At 70.5% G+C, this 20,539-nt stretch carries 18 protein-coding genes; 13 read left to right on the top strand and 5 right to left on the bottom strand.

Features of this window, described 5'->3' with window-relative positions:
- The first annotated feature begins 46 nt into the window (after positions 1-46).
- From OC372_RS16765 to OC372_RS16735, 7 genes are all read left to right on the top strand, one after another.
- Positions 47-1,534 (top strand): M81 family metallopeptidase, encoded by a 1,488-nt coding sequence (locus OC372_RS16765; protein WP_262002991.1) that lies wholly within the window; start codon positions 47-49, stop codon positions 1,532-1,534.
- Between the two features lie 155 nt (positions 1,535-1,689).
- Entirely contained in the window at positions 1,690-3,498 is a 1,809-nt protein-coding gene (locus OC372_RS16760; protein ID WP_105710657.1) for a peptide ABC transporter substrate-binding protein, read from the top strand.
- A 12-nt stretch (positions 3,499-3,510) separates the two neighbouring features.
- On the top strand, positions 3,511-4,530 hold the full coding sequence (locus OC372_RS16755; protein ID WP_081859906.1) for an ABC transporter permease: 1,020 nt from the start codon (positions 3,511-3,513) through the stop codon (positions 4,528-4,530).
- Positions 4,527-5,405: an ABC transporter permease gene (locus OC372_RS16750; RefSeq protein WP_231481714.1), complete on the top strand. Its 879-nt coding sequence runs from the start codon at positions 4,527-4,529 to the stop codon at positions 5,403-5,405. Before OC372_RS16755 ends, OC372_RS16750 begins: the two co-directional genes overlap by 4 nt.
- Positions 5,402-7,069, top strand: coding sequence for an ABC transporter ATP-binding protein (locus OC372_RS16745; RefSeq protein WP_262002984.1), 1,668 nt, complete (start codon positions 5,402-5,404; stop codon positions 7,067-7,069). The genes OC372_RS16750 and OC372_RS16745 overlap by 4 nt, the downstream gene beginning before the upstream one ends.
- Complete coding sequence (locus tag OC372_RS16740; protein ID WP_262002982.1) at positions 7,066-8,019, top strand: ROK family protein; 954 nt, start codon at positions 7,066-7,068, stop codon at positions 8,017-8,019. The genes OC372_RS16745 and OC372_RS16740 overlap by 4 nt, the downstream gene beginning before the upstream one ends.
- Before the next feature lie 189 nt (positions 8,020-8,208).
- Positions 8,209-9,729 (top strand): SDR family NAD(P)-dependent oxidoreductase, encoded by a 1,521-nt coding sequence (locus tag OC372_RS16735; RefSeq protein WP_029261402.1) that lies wholly within the window; start codon positions 8,209-8,211, stop codon positions 9,727-9,729.
- 157 nt (positions 9,730-9,886) lie between these two features.
- Here OC372_RS16735 and OC372_RS16730 read toward each other — a convergent pair whose 3' ends face one another.
- A complete protein-coding gene (locus OC372_RS16730) occupies positions 9,887-10,225 on the bottom strand; it encodes a winged helix-turn-helix transcriptional regulator (protein ID WP_105710660.1) in 339 nt (112 codons plus the stop codon).
- A gap of 77 nt (positions 10,226-10,302) precedes the next feature.
- On the opposite strand from OC372_RS16730, the gene OC372_RS16725 reads away from it, so the two are divergent.
- Positions 10,303-10,959, top strand: a complete 657-nt coding sequence (locus tag OC372_RS16725; RefSeq protein ID WP_105710661.1) for an FMN-dependent NADH-azoreductase — start codon at positions 10,303-10,305, stop codon at positions 10,957-10,959.
- 178 nt (positions 10,960-11,137) lie between these two features.
- Here the strand turns inward: OC372_RS16725 and OC372_RS16720 are convergent, their stop codons facing one another.
- Together OC372_RS16720 and OC372_RS16715 are read right to left on the bottom strand one after the other, a co-directional pair.
- On the bottom strand, positions 11,138-12,205 hold the full coding sequence (locus OC372_RS16720) for a sensor histidine kinase (protein ID WP_105710662.1): 1,068 nt from the start codon (positions 12,203-12,205) through the stop codon (positions 11,138-11,140).
- 10 nt (positions 12,206-12,215) lie between these two features.
- On the bottom strand, positions 12,216-12,887 hold the full coding sequence (locus tag OC372_RS16715; RefSeq protein ID WP_105710663.1) for a response regulator transcription factor: 672 nt from the start codon (positions 12,885-12,887) through the stop codon (positions 12,216-12,218).
- An 87-nt stretch (positions 12,888-12,974) separates the two neighbouring features.
- Here OC372_RS16715 and OC372_RS16710 point away from each other — a divergent pair, with 87 nt between their 5' ends.
- The 5 genes from OC372_RS16710 to OC372_RS16690 are packed head-to-tail and all read left to right on the top strand — an operon-like array spanning position 12,975 to position 17,193.
- A complete protein-coding gene (locus OC372_RS16710) occupies positions 12,975-13,655 on the top strand; it encodes a M15 family metallopeptidase (RefSeq protein ID WP_105710664.1) in 681 nt (226 codons plus the stop codon).
- Complete coding sequence (gene alr / locus OC372_RS16705) at positions 13,652-14,773, top strand: alanine racemase (protein ID WP_105710665.1); 1,122 nt, start codon at positions 13,652-13,654, stop codon at positions 14,771-14,773. Before OC372_RS16710 ends, alr begins: the two co-directional genes overlap by 4 nt.
- Positions 14,770-15,720: a D-alanine--D-alanine ligase gene (locus OC372_RS16700; RefSeq protein ID WP_262002973.1), complete on the top strand. Its 951-nt coding sequence runs from the start codon at positions 14,770-14,772 to the stop codon at positions 15,718-15,720. Before alr ends, OC372_RS16700 begins: the two co-directional genes overlap by 4 nt.
- Positions 15,717-16,763 carry an acyltransferase family protein gene (locus OC372_RS16695; RefSeq protein WP_262002970.1) on the top strand — a complete coding sequence of 349 codons (1,047 nt, stop codon included), beginning with the start codon at positions 15,717-15,719 and terminating at the stop codon, positions 16,761-16,763. Before OC372_RS16700 ends, OC372_RS16695 begins: the two co-directional genes overlap by 4 nt.
- Before the next feature lie 40 nt (positions 16,764-16,803).
- Entirely contained in the window at positions 16,804-17,193 is a 390-nt protein-coding gene (locus OC372_RS16690) for a VOC family protein (RefSeq protein ID WP_029261411.1), read from the top strand.
- Here the strand turns inward: OC372_RS16690 and OC372_RS16685 are convergent.
- Both OC372_RS16685 and OC372_RS19360 read right to left on the bottom strand, forming a co-directional pair.
- Positions 17,180-18,847 (bottom strand): ATP-binding cassette domain-containing protein, encoded by a 1,668-nt coding sequence (locus OC372_RS16685; protein ID WP_258134141.1) that lies wholly within the window; start codon positions 18,845-18,847, stop codon positions 17,180-17,182. The genes OC372_RS16690 and OC372_RS16685 overlap by 14 nt on opposite strands.
- Positions 18,844-20,499 carry an ATP-binding cassette domain-containing protein gene (locus OC372_RS19360; RefSeq protein ID WP_315985403.1) on the bottom strand — a complete coding sequence of 552 codons (1,656 nt, stop codon included), beginning with the start codon at positions 20,497-20,499 and terminating at the stop codon, positions 18,844-18,846. The genes OC372_RS16685 and OC372_RS19360 overlap by 4 nt, the downstream gene beginning before the upstream one ends.
- Between the last annotated feature and the right edge of the window lie 40 nt (positions 20,500-20,539).

Here is a 20,539-nt window from a genome sequence, read left to right as displayed (position 1 = left end):
GAACAAGATGCAAGTTTTGGTTCGAGGTCCGATCTAGACTCGGAGTATGACCGAGACGTCCCCGCTCCCGCGCATCGCCATCGCCGGCATGGCCATCGAGTCCAGCACCTTCTCGCCGCATCGCGCCGGCGAACGCGACTTCCTGCGCGTGGAGGGCGAAGAGCTCATCACCCGCTACGACTCCCTGCGCGACGGCGACATGCGCGGCCGTGCCGAGTGGCTGCCGGTCTACTACGCCCGATCGATCCCCGGCGGTGCCGTGCTGCGCGAGGTCTACGACAGCATCAAGGCGCGCATCTGCGACGGGCTGCGGGCCCTCGTGGCCGACGGCGAGAAGCTCGACGGCCTCTTCTTCGACATCCACGGCGCGATGAGCGTCGAGGGCATGGACGACGCCGAGGGCGACCTGATCACCGCCATCCGCGAGGTGATCGGCGCCGACGTCGTGGTGTCGGCATCGATGGACCTGCACGGCAACGTCTCGCGCACCCTGATCGAGAACGTCGACATCATCACCTGCTACCGCCTCGCTCCGCACGAAGACACGTGGGAGACCCGCGACCGCGCGATCCGCAACCTCGTCGAGGCGCTCGAGAGCGGTGTCACCCCGCGTCGCGCCTGGGTGCGCGTGCCCATCCTGCTCCCCGGTGAGAAGACCAGCACCCGCGTGGAGCCGGCGAAGAGCCTGTACGCCCGCATCCCCGAGATCGAGGCGCGCCCCGGCATCACCGACGCCGCGATCTGGATCGGCTATGCCTGGGCCGACGAGCCCCGCTGCCACGCGACCGTGGTCGTGACCGGCACCGACGATGCGGCGACCGCGCGTGCGGCGGAGGAGCTCGGTCGTGCGTTCTGGGATGTGCGCGACGACTTCGAGTTCGTGGGCCCTCCCGGAACCCTCGACGAGGGTGTCGCGGCCGGCCTCGCCGCCACCGACACCCCGTACTTCATCAGCGACTCGGGCGACAACCCCGGCGCCGGCGGCACGGGCGACGTCACCTGGACCCTCGCGCAGCTGCTGCAGAAGCCCGAGCTCACCTCCGACGACGCCCCGGTCACGCTGTGCGGCTCGGTTTTCGACAAGGGGGCGCTCGACGTCCTCCGCGGTCACGCCGTGGGTGAGCGGGTGTCGGTCGAGGTCGGCGCGCGCGTCGACAGCGGCCCGCACGGACCGGTCCTCGTCGAGGGAGTGCTGCACAGCCTGCACGAGGGCGATGTGGATGCCGGCGGTATCGCGGTCATCCGCGTCGGCGGCCTGCACGTGATCGTCACGGAGTTCCGCAAGGCGTACCACGACGTCTCCGACTTCACCTCGATCGGACTCGACCCGGTCGCCGCGCAGATCGTCGTCACCAAGATCGGCTACCTCGAGCCCGAGCTCTACGCCATCATGCGCGGCTGGACGCTCGCTCTCACTCCGGGCGGGGTGGATCAGGACCTCGAGCGGCTCGGTCACCACCGCATCCAGCGCCCGATGCATCCGTTCGACGCGTTCGATGAGGCGCCGGATCTCGCGGCCGAGATGGTCGGCTGACGAGCTTCCGCAGCTTTACGCCGCGATCGAACAAAGTTAGTTACTTAAACGTAACAAGACCGTCTTCTGCCCTGAACTTAGTTCGGGCATGATTCAAAGTACGTCATAAATCGGACGAACGCCTTGGTTGTGAGGCGTTGAACAAGGAGGTTTACATGCGATCTCAGTCGCTGCGCCGCCGGCTGCTCGCCCCCCTGGGTGCGCTCGCCGTCGCGACGCTCGCCCTCACCGCCTGTCAGGGTGGCGCCTCGGGCGACACCGGCTCGGGCGAGAAGGACACCGTCAGCTTCGCCCTGCAGGTCGGCACCGGACCCAACTGGATCCTGCCGATCTCGTCGCCCGACAAGATGGCCACGCACAACAGCGCCATCAAGGCGACCATGTGGCCGCGCCTGTTCGAGTACAACGGCGTCGACGGCGAGATGGGCTGGGACGAGCTGGCCTCCGCCGCCAAGTCCTACGAATTCTCCGAGGACCGCAAGACCATCACCATCACGCTGAACGACCTCGACTGGTCGGACGGCGAGCCCGTCACCTCGCGCGACGTGGAGTTCTGGTACAACCTGGTGCGCTTCAACGGCGAGAAGACCGGTGGTTACTCCGCCGGCCTGATGCCCGACAACATCACCGAGTTCACCACCATCGACGACAAGACGTTCTCGCTGACGATGGACAAGGTCTACAACGAGGAGTTCCTCCTCGGCAACCAGCTCAGCCTCATCTACCCGATGCCGCAGCACGTCTGGGACAAGACCAGCGCTGACGGCGAGATCGGCGACCACGACCGCGACCAGGCCGGTGCGACCGCGGTGCTCGACTACCTCTTCTCCGAGGCCGAGGACATGAAGACCTACGCCACCAACGACCTGTGGAAGACCGTCGCCGGTCCCTACACGGTCAAGAGCTGGTCGGACTCGGGCCTGGTGGAACTCACCGCCAACAAGGAGTACACCGGCGAGGACAAGCCGAGCATCGAGAACGTCGAGTTCCTGCCGTTCACGTCGGCCGACGCCGAGATGAACGTCGTGCGCTCCGGTGACGTCGACTACGGCTACGTCACGAGCTCGCAGCTCACGAACGAGAAGCAGTTCACGGACCTCGGCTACAGCATCGAGCCGTGGGCCGGCTGGTCGATCACGTACATGCCGTACAACTTCGCCAACCCCGAGAAGGGCTCCTTCTACAAGCAGCTCTACGTGCGTCAGGCACTGCAGCACGCCATCGACCAGGAGACCATCTCCGAGGTCGTCTGGCACGGTGCGGCGACTCCCGACTACGGTCCCATCCCGCAGACCGCGGACTCCAGCGGACTGTCCGACGTGCAGAAGGACAACCCGTACCCGTTCGACCTGAAGAAGGCCGAGAAGCTGTTCACCGACAACGGCTGGGTCAAGGGATCCGACGGCACGCTCGAGTGCGCCGAAGCCGGCGCAGCCGAGGGTCAGTGCGGCGAGGGCATCGCCGCGGGTGACAAGGCGGAGATCGTCGTCACCACGCAGAACGGCTCGCAGGAGACCGACAACATGATGGCGGAGATCCAGTCGTCGCTCGGCAAGATCGGCGTCAAGATGACGATCGACTCCAAGCCGCTCGACACCGTCCTCACGCAGGCGCAGGAGTGCAAGACCGGCAGCTCGTGCACGTGGGAGCTCGTCTTCTTCGGCACCGCGGGCAGCTGGTACTTCCCGCCGTACGCCACCGGTGAGCGCGTCTTCGCGAAGGACACCAAGTGGAACGCCGGACAGTACGACAACCCCGAGGCCGAGGAGCTCGTCCAGGCGATGGCCTTCTCGACCGACCCCGAGATCGCGAAGAAGTACTCCGAGTACCTCGCCACCGACCTCCCGGTCATGTGGATGCCGAACCCGGTGTACCAGGTCTCCGTCGTCCGTGACGGACTCGACATCGCCCACCAGGACCCGGGCGCGTCGTTCCTTCCCCAGCGTTGGTCCTGGACCAAGTAACGAGCAGGTGACATGAGCGTGGTGGAAGCAGCGCAGAACGCGCAGCAGAAGAAGGAGAGGGCCGGCGGCCCGCGGTTCTGGTGGTACCTGTTGCGACGGGTCGGCCAGGGCGGGATCGTCATCCTCATCGTGACGCTGATCGTGTTCGCGCTGCTCCACCTCGCGATGCCGCAGGGGCCGGCCGCCGGCATCCTCGGCATGCAGGCATCGCAGGAGCAGATCGACGCCTTCAACAAGGAGAACGGCTTCGATCTGCCCCTGTGGCAGCAGTACTTCAACTTCCTGCTGCAGCTCGTGCAGGGAGACCTGGGTGACTCGTTCAAACTGAACCGACCGGTGGCGGATGCCATCGGCCAGCGTCTTCCGAAGACGCTGATCCTGGCCCTCATCTCGATGCTCTTCGCACTGATCATCGCGATCCCGATGGGCATCTTCCAGGCCGTGCGCCGCGGCAAGGCCGCGGACTACGCGCTGACCACCTGGAACTTCATCGTCTACTCGACGCCGTCGTTCTTCCTCGGCCTGATCCTCGTGATCGTGTTCGCCCAGTGGCTGCGGCTCGTGCCCGCCCAGGCGCCGCAGGGTGAGACCGTCGGCGACGTGCTGGCGAACCCGGCCGGCCTCGTGCTGCCGGTGCTCACCGCGGCGCTCGGCATCATCGCGACGTTCTCGCGGTACATGCGCTCCGCCACGATCGACAACCTCTCCGAGGACTACGTCCGCACCGCCAGGGCGAAGGGCACCTCGGTGCCCGTGGTGATCACCCGCCACGTGGTGCGCAACTCCCTGACCCCCGTGATCGCCATGCTCGGCTACTACCTGCCGGTCATGTTCGGCGGCATGATCGTCGTCGAATCGCTCTTCAACTACCCCGGCATGGGCCTGCTGTTCTGGACCTCGGCGCAGACCTCCGACTACCCCGTGCTGATCGGCTGCATCCTGGTGATCGCGCTCGCGACGGTCATCGGATCGCTCCTCGCCGACATCATCCAGGCGCTGCTCGATCCGCGCACCCGAGAGGAGCTCTCGTGAGCACCACGACCATCGTGATGCGCACGCTGACCCCGCGTCAGCGGGGCACGCGCCGCTTCCTGCAGAACAAGCTCGCCGTCTTCGGCATCGTGACCATCGTGCTGTTCCTGCTCTTCTGCTTCCTGGGTCCGCTGATCCACCCGACGGACCAGATCCACACCGACCTGCGCAGCACCATGCTGCCGCCGGGGAGCCCCGGCCACCCGCTCGGCACCGATGACGTCGGCTACGACGTGCTCGGACGGCTCATGGTCGGCGGGCAGATCTCGATCCTGATCGGCCTCGCCGCCGGCATCCTCGCCACCGTCATCGGCACCCTCTGGGGAGCGATCGCCGGCTACGTCGGCGGCGCCGTCGACACCGTGATGATGCGCGTCGTCGACGCCGGCATCGCGATCCCCGCGACCTTCCTGCTGCTGATCCTCTCGGCGATCCTGCGCCCGAGCGTCCCGCTGATGATCTGCGTGATCGGCCTGGTCTCCTGGCTGGTCCCGGCTCGTCTCGTGCGCGCCGAATCGATCTCGCTGAAGTCGCGCGAATATGTGCTGGCCCTGCGGGCGATGGGCGGTACGCACTCCCGGGCCGTGCTCAAGCACATCGTCCCGAACACCGTCGGCACGATCGTCGTGAACGCCACGTTCCAGGTCGCCGACGCGATCCTGCTCGTCGCCTACATCTCGTTCCTCGGCATGGGGCTGCAGAAGCCGGCGACCGACTGGGGCGCCATGCTCACCAGCGGCATCACCTACACGTACGCGGGCGCCTGGTGGCTGATCTTCCCCGCCGGATTCTGCATCGTGCTGACCGTCTGCGCCTTCAACAGCATCGGTGACGGCCTGCGCGACTTCTTCGACGTGAAGGGGCGTGCCGCATGAGCGACGCACTGCTGGAGATCTCCGACCTCACGGTCACGTTCCGCACGGAAGACGGGTCGGTCGAGGCCGTGAAGGGCATCGACCTCGAGGTGCGCCCCGGCGAAGTGCTGGCGCTGGTGGGCGAATCCGGTTCGGGCAAGTCCGTCACCGCCATGGCCATCCTGAAGCTGCTGCCGCGCTCGGCCACGGTCACCGGGTCGATCAGGCTCGCCGGGCGCGAGCTCCTGCCGCTCGCGGAAGCCGAGATGAACGCCGTGCGCGGTGCCGAGATCTCGATGGTGTTCCAGGAGCCGATGACCGCGCTCAACCCGAGCATGCGGATCGGCGACCAGATCACCGAGGCGATCCTCAACCACCGCACCATCTCCAAGGCTGAGGCCTGGGAGCGTGCGGTCGAGATGCTCCGGCGCGTGGGCATCCCCGAGCCCGCCCGTCGGGCGAAGAGCTACCCGCACGAGCTGTCCGGTGGTCAGCGTCAGCGTGTGGTCATCGCGATCGCCCTCGCGTGCGAGCCGCAGCTGATCATCGCCGACGAGCCGACGACCGCGCTCGACGTGACCGTGCAGGCCGAGATCCTCGACCTGATCCGCGGTCTCGCGGCCGAGTCGGGGACCGCGTTCCTGCTCGTCACGCACAACATGGGCGTCGTCGCCGACATCGCCGACCGGGTCGCGGTGATGTTCCGCGGCACCATGGTCGAGGTGGGCGACACCCGCACGGTGCTCACCGCGCCGCGCGAGGACTACACGAAGAAGCTGCTCAGCGCCGTGCCGTCGCTGCCCGACCTCGCGAGCGTGATCGAACGGGAGCCCGAGACCGAGGTCCCCGCCGCGGTGCTCGAGCTCGATGCCGCCAGCGTCACCTATCGCCGCGGCGGACGACCGTTCCTCGCGCTCGACGGCGTGAGCCTGCGCATCGCTCCGGGGGAGATCCTGGGCCTCGTCGGCGAATCCGGATCGGGCAAGTCGACCCTCGGACGCGCGGCACTGGGACTCCTGCCGCTGTCGAGCGGTGGGATCACCCTGTTCGGCGAGAAGGTCGGACGCGGTGGCGTCTCCGGGCGTCGGGAGCGCGCGCTGCGCGGTCGCGTCGGCGCGATCTTCCAGGACCCGGGCTCCAGCCTCGACCCGCGCATGACCGTCGGCGAGGCCATCGCCGAACCCCTGCTCGTGCAGCGGCGGCGCTTCCCGACCTCGGCGAGCACGCGTCGCACCCGTGTGGCCGAGCTGCTCGACGCCGTCGAGCTGCCCACGAACTACGCCTCGCGCTACCCGCACGAGCTCTCCGGAGGGCAGCGTCAGCGCATCGGCCTCGCCCGCGCCATCGCTCTGGAACCGGAGCTGATCATCGCCGACGAGCCCACCTCGGCGCTCGACGTCTCGGTGCAGGCGGCCGTGCTCGAGGTGCTGCGCACCCTGCAGGAGAAGATGCACTTCGCGTGCCTCTTCATCAGCCACGACCTCGCCGTGGTTCACGAGATCTCCGACCGGGTGGCCGTGATGCTCAAGGGCGAGATCGTCGAGACGGGCTCCGCCGACGACGTGCTCCTCGCGCCACAGCATCCGTACAGCCGACGGCTGCTGGCTTCCGTGCCGGTTCCCGACCCGGACAAGCAGGCGCTGCGGCGGGAGGCCCGTGCGGCCGCCCGGGTGATGGCCCCGTGACTCGGGAGGAACCCGCCAGAGCGACCCTCGTGCACGGCGCGGGCCCTGTCGTGCTCGGGCTCGATGTCGGCGGATCGAGCGTGAAGCACCTGCTCGCGCCCGCGCGCACCTCGCTCGACGCGCCGCCCACCCCCCTCGCCCGTGGCCGGCACGCGACGCCCAAGGACGCGCCCGTGGACGGGCTCGCCGCGATCGCGACCTCGCTCCGCGGTGATGCCGACCTCGAACGCGTGGTGCTGTCGATCCCCGGACTCGTCGACGAGGCGGCAGGGGTGGTCGTGCGCTCGACCAACATCCCCACGCTCGACGGCCGCCCGCTCGGCGCGCAGCTCAGCGACGAACTCGGCATCCCGGTCGACGTCATCAACGACGGTCACGCCGCCGCGGTCGCCGAGGCCTCGTGGGGCGCGGGCGCCGGTGTCGACGACGTCTTCGTGCTCGCGCTGGGCACCGGGATCGCGGGCGCACACGTGGCGCACGGACAGGTCGTCCCCGGAGCGCACGGCTCGGCCGGCGAACTCGGACACATCACGATCGAACCCGACGGCAGCATCTGCTCGTGCGGACGCCGCGGCTGCCTGGAGACCATCATCGGCGCGCCCGCCCTGCGGCGGGCGTGGGCCGCGGTCGGCGGAAAGGGCGGTCCGGAGGGGCTGCTGGCGGCGAGCAGCAGCGGCGATGCCGTGGCCACCGCGATCGTGGAACGGGCGTCGTCGGCGCTCGCGGAGGCGATCCTCACCCTGTGCGCCCTCGTCGATCCGGGGTGCATCGTGATCGGCGGCGGCCTCGCGCAGGCGCCGCACCAGCTCGTGACGCTCGCTGCGCGCTACGTCGGCGAGCGCGCCTCGTTCCACCGTGTTCCGCCCATCGTGCCGGCCACGCTCGGCGAGTGGGCCGGGGCGAACGGCGCCGTGCTCACCGCGCTCCGTCGCCAGCGCGCCCTCGTCTGACGCGGCGCACTCCGCGTGCGCGTCGCATCCCGCCGAGTGCGCGGGTTCTTGCCGAGCGCACGGCTTGCCTGCGTCGACAGCCGGTGCACTCGGCGACAAGCCGTGCACTCGACAACGGGGGCGGGCAGATGCCGGCGGGACGGATGCCGGCGGGGCGGATGCCCAGGACGCTCGCGTAAAATCAGCACAATGACCGACGCCCCCTCCGACGCTGCACCCGACCTCGGACCGGGCGTCGACCCCGACGATCTCGCCACGACCCTTCGCGTACTGGCCGAACTGCATCAGATCGACAACGAGCACCCCGACTTCGTGGCCGTGCGCCACGCGACCGCGGCGATGTTCAAGGCCGTCAAGCGCGTGCGTCGCAAGGAGATCCGCGATGCGATCGCCGAGGCCGACAAGGCCGTCGTCGCCCGCACCGCCACCGGAGCGCCCGACCGCATCGACGACGAGACCCGCGGCCACGACCTCGCCACCAGCGTGGTGGACGCCCCCATCGCCGGCGAGCTGCTGAAGCCCCGCAACTGCTACATCTGCAAGCAGCCGTACACGCAGGTCGACGCCTTCTATCACCAGCTCTGCCCGGACTGCGCCCGCTTCAGCCACGGCAAGCGCAACGCCCGCACCGACCTCACGGGCAAGCGCGCCCTGCTCACGGGCGGCCGTGCCAAGATCGGTATGCACATCGCGCTGCGGCTGCTGCGCGACGGCGCGCACACCACGATCACGACCCGGTTCCCGCGCGACGCCGTTCGCCGCTTCTCGGCCCTGCCCGACTCGGGCGACTGGCTGCACCGCCTGCGCGTCGTCGGCATCGACCTGCGCGACCCCGCCCAGGTGATCGGCCTCGCCGACTCGGTCGCGGCTCAGGGTCCGCTCGACATCCTCATCAACAACGCCGCGCAGACCGTGCGCCGCTCGCCGGGTGCGTACTCGCTGCTGGCGGATGCCGAGCTGCAGCCGCTTCCCGACGGACCGCTTCCCGAGATGGAGACCTTCGGGCACACCGCCGACCCGCACCCGCAGGCGCTGCAGGCCTCGGTCGACGCGCATCCGCTCCTCTCGGTCGCGGCCCTCGGCGGCACGGTCGCCGAGCAGGGCGGCCAGGCGCTCACGGCCGAAGACCTGGCCCGGCTCGCGATGGCACCCGGGTCGTCGTCGCTCGAGAAGCACGCCGACGGTACCGCGATCGACGCCGGCGGACTCGTGCCCGACGTGAACCGCGTCAACAGCTGGGTGCAGTCGATCGAGCAGGTCGATCCGCTCGAGATGCTCGAGGTGCAGCTGGCCAACACGACGGCGCCGTTCCTGCTCATCAGTCGTCTGCGCGCGTCGATGGCGGCATCCGATTCGCACCGCAAGTATGTGGTGAACGTGTCGGCCATGGAGGGGCAGTTCTCCCGCCGCTACAAGGGGCCCGGGCACCCGCACACGAACATGGCCAAGGCCGCGCTCAACATGCTCACCCGCACCAGCGCCGGCGAGATGCTCGAGAAGGACGGCATCCTCATGACCGCCGTCGACACCGGCTGGATCACCGATGAGCGCCCGCACTACACGAAGGTGCGCCTGGCCGAGGAGGGGTTCCACGCCCCGCTCGACCTCGTCGACGGCGCGGCCCGCGTGTACGACCCGATCGTGCGCGGCGAGGCCGGCGAAGATGTGCACGGCGTGTTCCTGAAGGACTACGAGCCCAGCCCCTGGTGACGGCGGTGGGGCGTCCACACGCATGAGGAAAACCCGGATGAATGAGGATTCCTCGGTGTCTTCGCATGCATCCGTCGTTCGGTCATGCAGGTGAGGGGCGGATGCCGTATCAGTGCGCGCGAGCCGGAGGTGGGGATAGTGCTGCGGACGTGCCGCGTCAGTGTGCGCGCTCGGCGAGGTTGGCGGATGCCCAGCGGCCGAGCTGGTCGAGGATCGGCAGCAGTCCCTCGCCGCTGGAGGTGAGGGCATACGACACCGTGATCGGCGGGCCCGCGTCGACCGTGCGCGCCACGAGTCCGGCATCGGCGAGTTCGGCCAGCCGGTCGGAGAGCACGGTGTCGCTGATACCGGCGACCGCGCGGCGCAGTGCCACGAACGTCGAGGGGCCGCCGCCGAGGGTCGACACGATCATGCCGTTCCACCGCTTGCCGAGCACGCTGAACGCCAGTGTGACGGCGGCGTCGCACACCTGACGTTCTTCCTCGACCTCGGCCATGACCACATCCTACCCGTGCTACGTTAACCGATGTCGCTAATAAAAACCTAGCGACTACGAAAACGAGAGGTAGGCCCATGTCCCTGTTCCGCCTGGATGCCAGCATCCTTCCCGCGTCGTCCGCCAGCCGCGCGCTCGCCGACCTCGTCGAGGCCGAGTGGACCGCGTCCCACCCCGACTCGACCGTCACCCGCCGCGACCTGGCGAGCGACCCCGTGCCCGCGACCGCCTGGGCGGATGCCGTCACCGGCGGCTTCGTCGACGAGGCCCAGCGCACCTCCGCGCAGAACGACGCCCGCGCGCTCGCGACCTCGTTCGCCGACGAGCTGATCGGCGCCGACGCCCTGCTGTTCGCCGTTCCGCTGTACAACTACGGCGTCTCGCAGCACTTCAAGACCTGGTTCGACCTGGCCTACACCGACCCGCGCATCGACCCGACCGGCACCGCGCTGAACGGCAAGCCCGCGACGCTCGTCACGGTGCTCGGCGGCAACTACGCCCCGGGCTCACCCAAGGAGGGCTGGGACCACTCGACCGGCTGGCTGCGCCGCGTGCTCGAAGACGTCTGGGGCCTCGACCTGCGCGTCGTGCAGCGTCCCTTCACCCTCGTCGGCGTGAACCCGGCGCTCGACGCGTTCACCGACACGGCGCGCGAGCTCAAGGAGAACGCCGAGGCCGACGCCCGCACCTTCGGCCGCGAGCTCGCCGCGACGCGCGACCCCCGCGTGGCCTGACCCGGCCAGGGTCCGGCATCCGCCGGTCGCAGCATCCGTCCGGTCCGGCCCCCGTCCACTTGTCGGGAGAATGTCCGGATGTCGGACCGGAAACCGCGTTCCGGTCCGACATCCGTGAAAAGTCCCGACAGATGAACGGCGGGACGGCGGGGCGGACGGATGCCGGAACCGCCGTCGGTCAGGCGGGAGGCGCCGCCGGGTACGGATGCGGCAGCCACACCGTCACGATCAGACCGCCGTCCGGGCGCGGGGTGAGCACCAGGGTGCCTCCGTGCGCCTGGGTGATGCGGTCGACGATCGCGAGGCCCAGTCCCGCCCCGGCATGGTCGTCGCCGCGGGTGCGCTCGGCGCCGCGCTGGAACGGCTCGACGAGGGTCGCCACGAGAGGCGCCGGCAGCACCTCGCCGGTGTTCTCGACCACCAGCGCTACCGCCTGCGGCATCGAGTGCGTGCGCACGGCCACAGCCCCTCCGGCGGGCAGGTTGTGCACGATCGCGTTGAGCACGAGGTTCGTGACCAACTGCGGCAGCAGCGCCGCCGACCCGAGTACCGGCGCGGGTGCACCGCCCACCTCGACGGCCACTCCTCGGCGGTCGGCGAGCGGCAGCAGCGCCTCCACCGCCCCTTCGGCGAGCAGGGAGAGGTCGACGATCTCGCGCGGGAACGTCCTGCGGTCGGCGCGGCTCAGGAGCAACAGGGCCTCGGTGAGCTCGATCGCCCGGGTGTTCACCTCACGCAGCCGCGCGATCAGGGCATCGACATCGCGGTCCGGATCGGCTTCGGCGACCTCGAGCAGTGTCTGCGAGATCGCGAGCGGGGTCCGCAGCTCGTGCGAGGCGTTCGCGGCGAACCGCTGCTGCTCGGCGACGTGCGCTTCGAGCTGTTCGAGCATCGAGTCGAAGACGTCGGCCAGGTCGCGGAACTCGTCGCGGGGGCCGGCGAGCGACACGCGGTGTGACAGGGATCCCTGCGCGGCGAGCCGGGCGGCGTCGCCGATGCGGTCGAGCGGCGCCAGCATCCGTCCGGCCAGCAGCCACCCGGCGCCGAGGCCGAACGCGAGCAGCACCAGCATGACCATCGAGGCCACCGGCACGAAGGCCCGGCTGAGGTCGCCGCGGTTGGGGAAGAAGTCGACGGTGTCCGGCACGTAGCGCAGCAGGAACAACCCGACCGCGGCGAGGAGCAGACCTCCCGACACCACCACGATCACCGCGTAGCTCAGCGTGAGCTTGAGGCGGGCGCTCATCCCGCGGCGCCTAGGCATCGGCATCCGTCCCGATCCGGTACCCGACACCCGGCACCGTGAGGATCAGCCACGGCTCGCCCAGTCGCTTGCGCAGCGACGACACCGTGATGCGCACGGCATTCGTGAACGGGTCGGCGTTCTCGTCCCAGGCCCGCTCCAGCAGCTCTTCGGCGCTGACCACCCCGCCCTCCGCGTCGACCAGCACCTCCAGCAAGGCGAACTGCTTTCGGGTAAGCGCGACGTAGCGGTCGTCGCGGTACACCTCGCGGCGGAACGGGTCCAACCGCAGCCCGGCGACCTCGAGCACCGGCGGGCGGCTGCGCTGACGGCGGCGGTCGAGGGCGCGCAGGCGCAGCACCAGTTCCCGCAGCTCGAACGGCTTGGTGAGGTAGTCGTCGGCGCCGATCTCGAAGCCGCTCGCCTTGTCGTCGAGCCGGTCGGCGGCGGTGAGCATCAGGATCGGGATGCCGCTGCCGGAGGCCACGATCCACCGGGCGATGTCGTCGCCCGACGGGCCGGGCACGTCGCGGTCGAGCACGGCGATGTCGTAGGAGTTGATGCTCAGCAGCTCGAGCGCGGCGTCGCCGTCGCCGGCGATGTCGGCCGCGATCGCCTCCAGGCGCAGCCCATCACGGACCGCCTCGGCGAGGTAGGGCTCGTCCTCGACGATCAGCACACGCATGGCTGAGATCCTACGCAGTGCGGCATATCGGGAGCATATGGAAAAGCGCATACGCCCTCGCAACCGGCGTGCTTCTTCACTGGAAGCATGAACACCCGCACCACCTCCCGCTCCCCACGAATGCGCCGTCGTCGGCTCGCCGTCACCGCTGCCGCCCTCGCTCTCGCCGTGATCGTCGCGTTCGCTGTGCAGCAGTCGCTGTCCGTGGCCTTCGCCGATGCCGCCCGCCCCGGCACCCTCCCCGTGCCGACCGACCGGCCCGCCGAGGGCGGAACCACCGGCACCGGCACCGGCACGGTCATCGCCCCGGGCGAGGCCGACGGCGTGATCCGCGACGGCGACCAGCCCACCGTATTCGACGTCGACCGGGTCGCGGTCGGCAACCTCGACCCCGCCCTGCTCGCGGCTCTGCAGCGTGCCGCATCGGATGCCGAAGGCGACGGCGTCACGTTCCGCGTGAACAGCGGATGGCGCACACCGGCGCTGCAGGAGCGGATGCTGCAGGACGCGATCGTGCAGTACGGATCGGAGTCCGAAGCGCGGCGCTGGGTGGCCACGCCCGAGACTTCGGAGCATGTGACCGGTGACGCCGTCGACCTCGGCCCGCTGCCCGCGCTCGACTGGCTCGCGCAGCGGGGATGGCGTTACGGCCTCTGCCAGATCTACGCCAACGAGACCTGGCACTACGAACTGCGTCCGGATGCCGCCGACGACGGCTGTCCCGAGATGCTCGCCGACCCGACCGCCGACCCGAGGATGCAGCGATGACCACTCTTTCCCCCGAGCGCGTGACCCTCTCGCGCCTGCACGCACCCACCCTGCAGACGGTCCCGGATGCCGTCGCCGAGAATCTGCGGCGGGTGCGCGCCGCGACGACCGCCCGCATCATGGCCGTGGTCAAGGCCGACGGCTACGGGCACGGTGCCGTCACCGTCGCGCGGGCCGCGGTGGATGCCGGCGCCGACTGGCTGGGCGTCACAGATGTCGCCGAGGCCGTCGCACTCCGCGACGCCGGGCTCACGGTGCCGATCCTCTCCTGGTTGAACCCCTCCGGCGTCGACGCTGCCGCCGCAGCCGAGCACCGCGTCGACATCGCGGTCGGCTCGGTCGAAGAGCTGCGGCAGTTGATCGCGGATGCCGCGGATCCGGTGCGCGTGCACCTGCAGCTCGACACCGGCATGGCTCGTGGGGGAGCGCCGCTGGAGGAATGGCCGGAGCTGCTCCGACTCGCGCGCACCGGTCGGGGACGGGCGGAGCTCGTCGGGGTGATGGGGCATCTGCCCCGGGCGGACGAGGCCGATCCGGCAGCGAACGCGGCGGCGGTGCTGCGTCTGCGGCAGGGGAGGGACGCCGTGCTGCGCGCGGGCTTCGGCCCGGTGCTCGTGCATCTCGCCGCGACCTCCGGCGCGCTGACCGATCCGGCGACGCACTTCGACCTGGTGCGGGTCGGCGCGGGGCTGGTCGGGATCGACCCCTCGGAGGCCACCGTGCTCGCCGGGGCGTCGCGGTGGACGGCGCCCGTCGTGCACAGCGCGCTCGTGCCGGCGGGGACCGCGGTCGGCTACGGCGGTGCGCACACGACCGACCGGGAGACGCACCTCAGCGTGGTCGGCGTCGGATACGCCGACGGCATTCCGCGCGAGCTCGCGCCCGGCGCCGGGGTGGAGATCGGCGGGGCGCGGCATCCGATCGTGGGGAGGGTCTCGATGGACCAGATCGTCGTCGACACGGGATCGGTGCTGTTCCCGCGCGGGGTGGTCGCGACCGTGTTCGGGCCGGAGGGTGGGGCCGTGCCATCGGTGCAGGAGTGGGCGCGGTGGGCGGGCAGCATCCCGCACACCATCGTGACCGGCATCGGCGCACGAGTGCAGAGGAGCGTGGCATGACGACGAAGGTGCTGGTCATCGGGGGCGGACAGAACCCCGAGCACGAGGTCTCCCTGGCTTCCGCGGCGGCGGTGGCCGCGGCGCTGCGGATGGGCGATCACGACGTGACGACCGTGACGATCGACCGCGACGGGATCTGGCGCGTGGAGGGACGGCCGAACGGGGGATCGGCGGCCGAGTCGCTCGCGCTCGCGCTGCCGCTGCTCACCCGCACGGATGTGGTGTTCCCGGCCGTGCACGGCGCTCTCGGGGAGGACGGCGCGCTCGCGGCGCTGTGTGCGCTCGCCGGAGTGCGGGTGGTCGGATCGGGGCTGCGGGCGGGAGCCATCGGCATGGACAAGTGGACGACCAAGCTCGTCGCGGATGCCGTGGGTCTCGGCACCGCCCGCGGCCGACTCGTCGCCGCCGACGACATCGGTGACGTGGAGTTCGAGGGGGAGGTCGTCGTCAAGCCGGTGTCGGCCGGTTCGAGTCACGGTGTCGGCCTCGTCACGGAGGAGGGGCAGCTGCTCGCGGCGCTGCGGGAGGCCGCGCGCTTCGATCGGCGCATCCTCGTCGAGGAGGTCGTGCGGGGGCGCGAGATCGACGTGGCGGTGCTGCGCGAGAAGGGAGGCATCCGGTGGGCGGCGCCGCCGCTGGAGATCCACGCGACCGGGCTGTTCGACACGGCCACGAAGTACGACGGCAGCGCGCGGTTCACGGTGCCGGCGCAGCTGGATGCCGCCGAGACGGCTGCGCTCAAGCGGGCGGCGATCGCCGTGTTCGATGCCCTCGGGTGCGACGGCGTCGCGCGCATGGACTTCTTCCTCACCGAGCGGGGGCCGGTGCTGAACGAGGTCAACACGATGCCGGGGCTCACCGCCGCCTCGCAGGTGCCGCGGATGTTCGCCGCGGCGGGTGTGACCTACGTCGACCTGGTCTCGCGACTCGTGCGCGCGGCCTCGTGACCGCGCCCGCGCCCGCGCCCCGGGTCGGATGGCCGGATGTCGCGAAGGGCATCTGCATCCTGCTCGTCGTGCTCTGGCACGTGGTCACGAAGGTCGTGGTCGGCTTCCCCGGCGCGGGAGCGGTGACGGATGCCTGGGTGATGCTCAACGCCCAGCTCCTGCCGCTGCGCATCCCGCTGTTCTTCCTGGTCTCCGGGATGTTCGCGGCGCGGGCGGTGTTCGCCGCGAGCGGTGGCTCCTGGCGGCGTCGGGCCGGCCGGCTCGCGCTGCTCTACCTCGTCTGGGTGCTCATCCAGACGGCCGTGCTCGCGCTCGCACCGGAGTTCGACACGGCGCGGGCGACCAGCGGGTGGGAGCTGCTCGCGCAGCTCACCATCAGTCCGACGAACCTCTGGTACCTGCTCGCGCTCGCGGTGTATCTCGCGGTCGGGCGGCTGACGCGCGGGCTCCCGACCGTCGCCGTGCTGTCGATGGCGTTCGTGATCGCCGCCGTCGCCGGTGCGGGGCTCCTTCCCGATCTCGGCAACCTGTGGCAGCTGGTGCAGAACCTGTTCTTCTTCCTCATCGGGTTGCGCCTGCGGGCCATCGTCGAACGCTTCGCGGCGAGGAGCGGGGTCGGTGTGCTGCTCGCGCTCGCCGCCGGGTACGCGGGGGCACTCGCCGTCGTCTCCGTGCTCGGCATCCGGCTCGTGCCCGGAACCTGGCCGCTGCTCTGCCTGGTCGCGGTGGCATTCGGGGTGTCGCTCAGCGTGCTCATCGACAGGCATGCCGAGGTCGTCGCGCGGCCGCTGCGGTGGATCGGCCGACGGACCCTACCGATCTACGTGCTGCACATGATGCCGCTCGCGCTGATCGATGCCGGGCTGCGGGCGGCCGGGTGGCGGACGACACCGGTGCTCGAGACCGTCGGACCTCTTGTGCTGACGGCGGTGGTGATCGCCGTGTGCCTGGCGGTTCACGCGCTGCTGGTGCGCATCGGACTCGGGGCACTGTTCGATCCGCTGCGGGTGACCGATCGGCTCACGACCCGCGTCCGGCGATGACCCCCTCGACAACCGCCGGGCGACGGCGGACCATGGAGTCATGGCGGCCTTCACAGCGGACAACGCATTCAGCGGTTTCAGCGTCGACGACATCGACGCGGCGAAAGAGTTCTACGGCACGACCCTCGGCCTCGACGTCGAGGTCAACGCGATGGGGTTCCTCGACCTGCGGCTGCCGAGCGGCGGGTCGATCCTCGTGTACGCGAAGCCGAACCACACGCCGGCGAGCTTCACGATCCTGAACTTCCCGGTGGCGGATGTCGACGCCGCGGTGGACGAGCTCATCGCGCGCGGCGTGCAGACCAAGATCTACAGCGACGAGGAGTTCCCCTCCGATGCGCGCGGCATCGTGCGCGGCAACGGGCAGGGCCCGGACATCGCGTGGTTCCGCGACCCGGCCGGGAACGTGCTCGCGGTCATGCAGGCCTGACGCGGAGTCGGACGACGCGGGGCAGCCGCTCCAGCGTCTCCCTCCGATGCGAGGCGACGAGCAGTGTGCCGTCGAACTCCGCGAGCACGTCCGAGATCCGCGCCTCGGTGTCGGGGTCGAGGCTCGCGGTGACCTCATCGACGACGAGGATCCGCGGGTCCCGTACCAGCGCTCTGGCGAGGGCCAGCCGTGCACGCTGCCCCCCGGAGAGGCGGACTCCGTGCTCGCCGATCCGGTCGTCGAGCCTGATGTCGTCGTCGACGCCCACCCGCGCGAGGGCTTCCTGAAGAGCGGTGTCTTCGCGGTACTCTGCGCCGCGGAGCAGGTTGTCCCTGACCGTCCCGTAGAACAGTCGCGCATCCTGCTCCACGAAAGCGACGGCGCGGCGGAGATCCTCGTCGGCGATCTCGGGAAGCGGATGCCGACCGCCGTCGGCGTCGATCAGGGAGATGCTGCCGGACGAGGGATCCCAGAGGCGCGCGGCCAGGGCGATCACCGTGCTCTTACCGGCACCTGATGCTCCGGCGAGACCGACGTGCTCTCCCGGAGCGAGCTCCATCGACCAGGCACGCAGCGCGTCCGTCGCGTCGTCATACGAGAAGGAGACCGCGTCGAAGCGGATGCCGAGCGGACCGTGCGGGAGCGGGTGCGGCTCGAGGGCCATCGTCACGACGGCCGGACGGGTGAGCGCCGCTGTCACGCGCCGGGCACTCGCGGTGAGCGGGTGCAGTTCGGTGAGGGTGTGGCTCGCCTCGCCGATGGCGGCCACTCCTGCGATGCCGAGGGCGATGACGGCGGGAAGCATCCCGGCGATCTGCGGGCTCGGCGTGCGCGCATCGGCTCCTCCGCTCGCGACGACGGCCGCCAGCAGGATTCCGATGACGACCGCGGTGAGCACGAGTTCGCGGGCTCCGTCGACGGCCTCGCCGAGCAGCGCCCTGCGGAGCGAGGTGCGGGCGGCGCGACGCGTGCGGGCCACCGTGTCGCGCACGATCCTCGCCCGCAGTCCGTAGGCGAGGATCTCGCGCATCGCACCGAGTGCGTCGACCAGACGCTCCGCCTGCTCTTCGCGCTCCGCCTGTTCCGCGGCCCCGAGCCGGCGTACCGGACGGGCGCCCCACAGCGCGGTGGACGCGACCAGCGCGCCGCCGAGCAGGACGACCGCCGACGCGGTGGGCATGACCCACGCGGTTCCGATCAGGGCGACGAGGAACAGCGTGAGCGAGGCGCCGATCTGGGCGATGGTGTGGGCGTAGAAGAACTCCAGCTTCTCGATGTCGGTCATCGCCACGGAGGCCGCGCGACCGGAGTGCTCTCGCCGACGACCGGGGACACTCCGGGCGTACGCGTCGAAGAGCGCCCCGCGAAGCCGCGCGAGAACCCGGTACGCGAGCGCATGCGACACGTCCATCTCCCGCCACGTGAGCACGGCGCGCAGCAGCACTAGCACCACGAGCCCCGCCCACCATGCCGCGGTCGGCCAGACGCCGAGCGCGACGGCCTGGCCGACACCGAGTGCCGACAGCACCGCGATGGCGGCCAGTGCCAGCGTGCTCGTCGTGCTGAGCACGTAGATTCCGGCGATCCGCCGCCACTCGGGCCGCAGTGGGGGGAGGAGGGCGGTGAACACAGCCGTGGTCCCTGCAGCCGTCACGTCCGTACCTCCTGCAGCATCCCGGCATCGAGTCGGCGCACCGACGTCACGCGCTCGAGAGCTTCGGTCCGGTGGCTGATCATGAGGACGATCCGCTCCGCGGCGACCCGCTCCAGCGTCTCCGCGACCGTCTGCGCTCCGCGGTCGTCGAGTGCGCTCGTCGGTTCGTCGACCAGGAGCACGGGTCGCTGCGCCAGGAGCGCCCTGGCCAGTGCCAGCCGCTGCCGCTGCCCGCCGGAGAGGCTCGTCCCGGCCTCGGAGACCGGCGCGTCGAAGCCACCGGGTATCGCGCGGATCTCGGCCAGGATGCCGGCGGCGGCGCACGCGGCCTCCACCTCGCGGTCGTCGGCTCCGACGAGGTTCACGTTCTGCCGGATGGTCCCGGAGAAGAGCACGGGCCGCTGCGAGACCACGGCGATGTCGCTCGCTCGCAGCGGGAGCCCGTCCAGGTCGATCGTGCCCGTGGTGGGCGTGAGGAATCCGAGCAGGAGATCGAACAGGGTCGACTTGCCCGACCCCGACGCACCGACGATCGCATGCACCGCGCCCACCTCCACCTGGAGGTCGATGCCGAGCAGCACGTCGTGGTCGGCACCCGGGTAGCGATATGTGAGGTTCGACACCCGCAGCACCCGGGGGGTGGTTGCGACGCCGGAGACCTCGCTCATCGCGCCGGCATCCGCATCCGCATCTGCACGCGATCCGCGGGGGCCGAACGCGCCCAGTGCGACGAGACCCGGCACGGCGGTCAGGCCGAGGAACCCCGCGTGCCAGTGCCGCGAGAGGTCACGCACGGGGCGGAACGCCTCGGACGACAGCAGCAGGATCGCGTAGACCTCGCCCCGGGGCGCGGCGCCGGTCATCACATCCCAGACCGCCACGAAGACGGCCGCGACGTACCCGGCCTGCACGGCGAAGTCGGTCACGGCGGTCGTCACCAGAGACGATCGCATCACCCGCTCGGTCGCGCTCCGCAGGGCCTCCGAGCGCTCGCGCAGCCGCTCGCGCGTCCCGGTGACATCGCCCAGGGTGCGTAGCGTGGCCATGCCGCGCAACGACTCGAGCAGGTCATCGCCGAGTGCCTCATAGGTGTCCCAGTGGTCTACGCCACGACCTGCGAGCATCCGCTGCCACGCCATCGGGCCGAGCACGGCCACGAGAATCCCGACCGTCACGCAGGCGGCCGCCGGCAGCGAGACAGCAGCCAGCAGTCCGACCGCCGCCACACTGCCGACCGCCAGCAGCACGACCGCGGGGACGTACTTCGACACGTACGCGTCGGTGCCGTCGATCCCCTCTCCCAGAGTCGCCTGCACCGACCCGTCGCGCACTGCGGGGTCGTGCAGCCGGGCGGGCGTGAGCGCCGCGGTGATCGCCCGACCGCGAAGATGCTCGCGCACTCGGCCGCCCAGCGCGGCGGCAGAGCCCGCCTTCGCCAGTGACAGGAGGATGCGGATGACGCTCACGGCGAGGATCACCGCCCCGCCGAGGAGCGCTGTGCGCACATCGCCGCCGACGAACGCCGCCAGCGACACCGCCAGCGCTCCGGCCTGCACGAGATAGGTGGCGAAGACGAGAAGGAGCAGGACGGTGCTTGTGGCCAACTCGCGGGGGAAGGCTCGGGCCTCTCGCCACAGCTCGGGCACGATCATCACGGCGGGCCTCCGGCGGGTGGATGTTCAGGGACGACTT

The organism is Microbacterium sp. Mcb102 (assembly GCF_024519805.1).
Lineage (GTDB): Bacteria > Actinomycetota > Actinomycetes > Actinomycetales > Microbacteriaceae > Microbacterium.
Note: the sequence above shows the minus strand (reverse complement) of the source record. Positions and strands in the feature narration are given on the sequence as shown.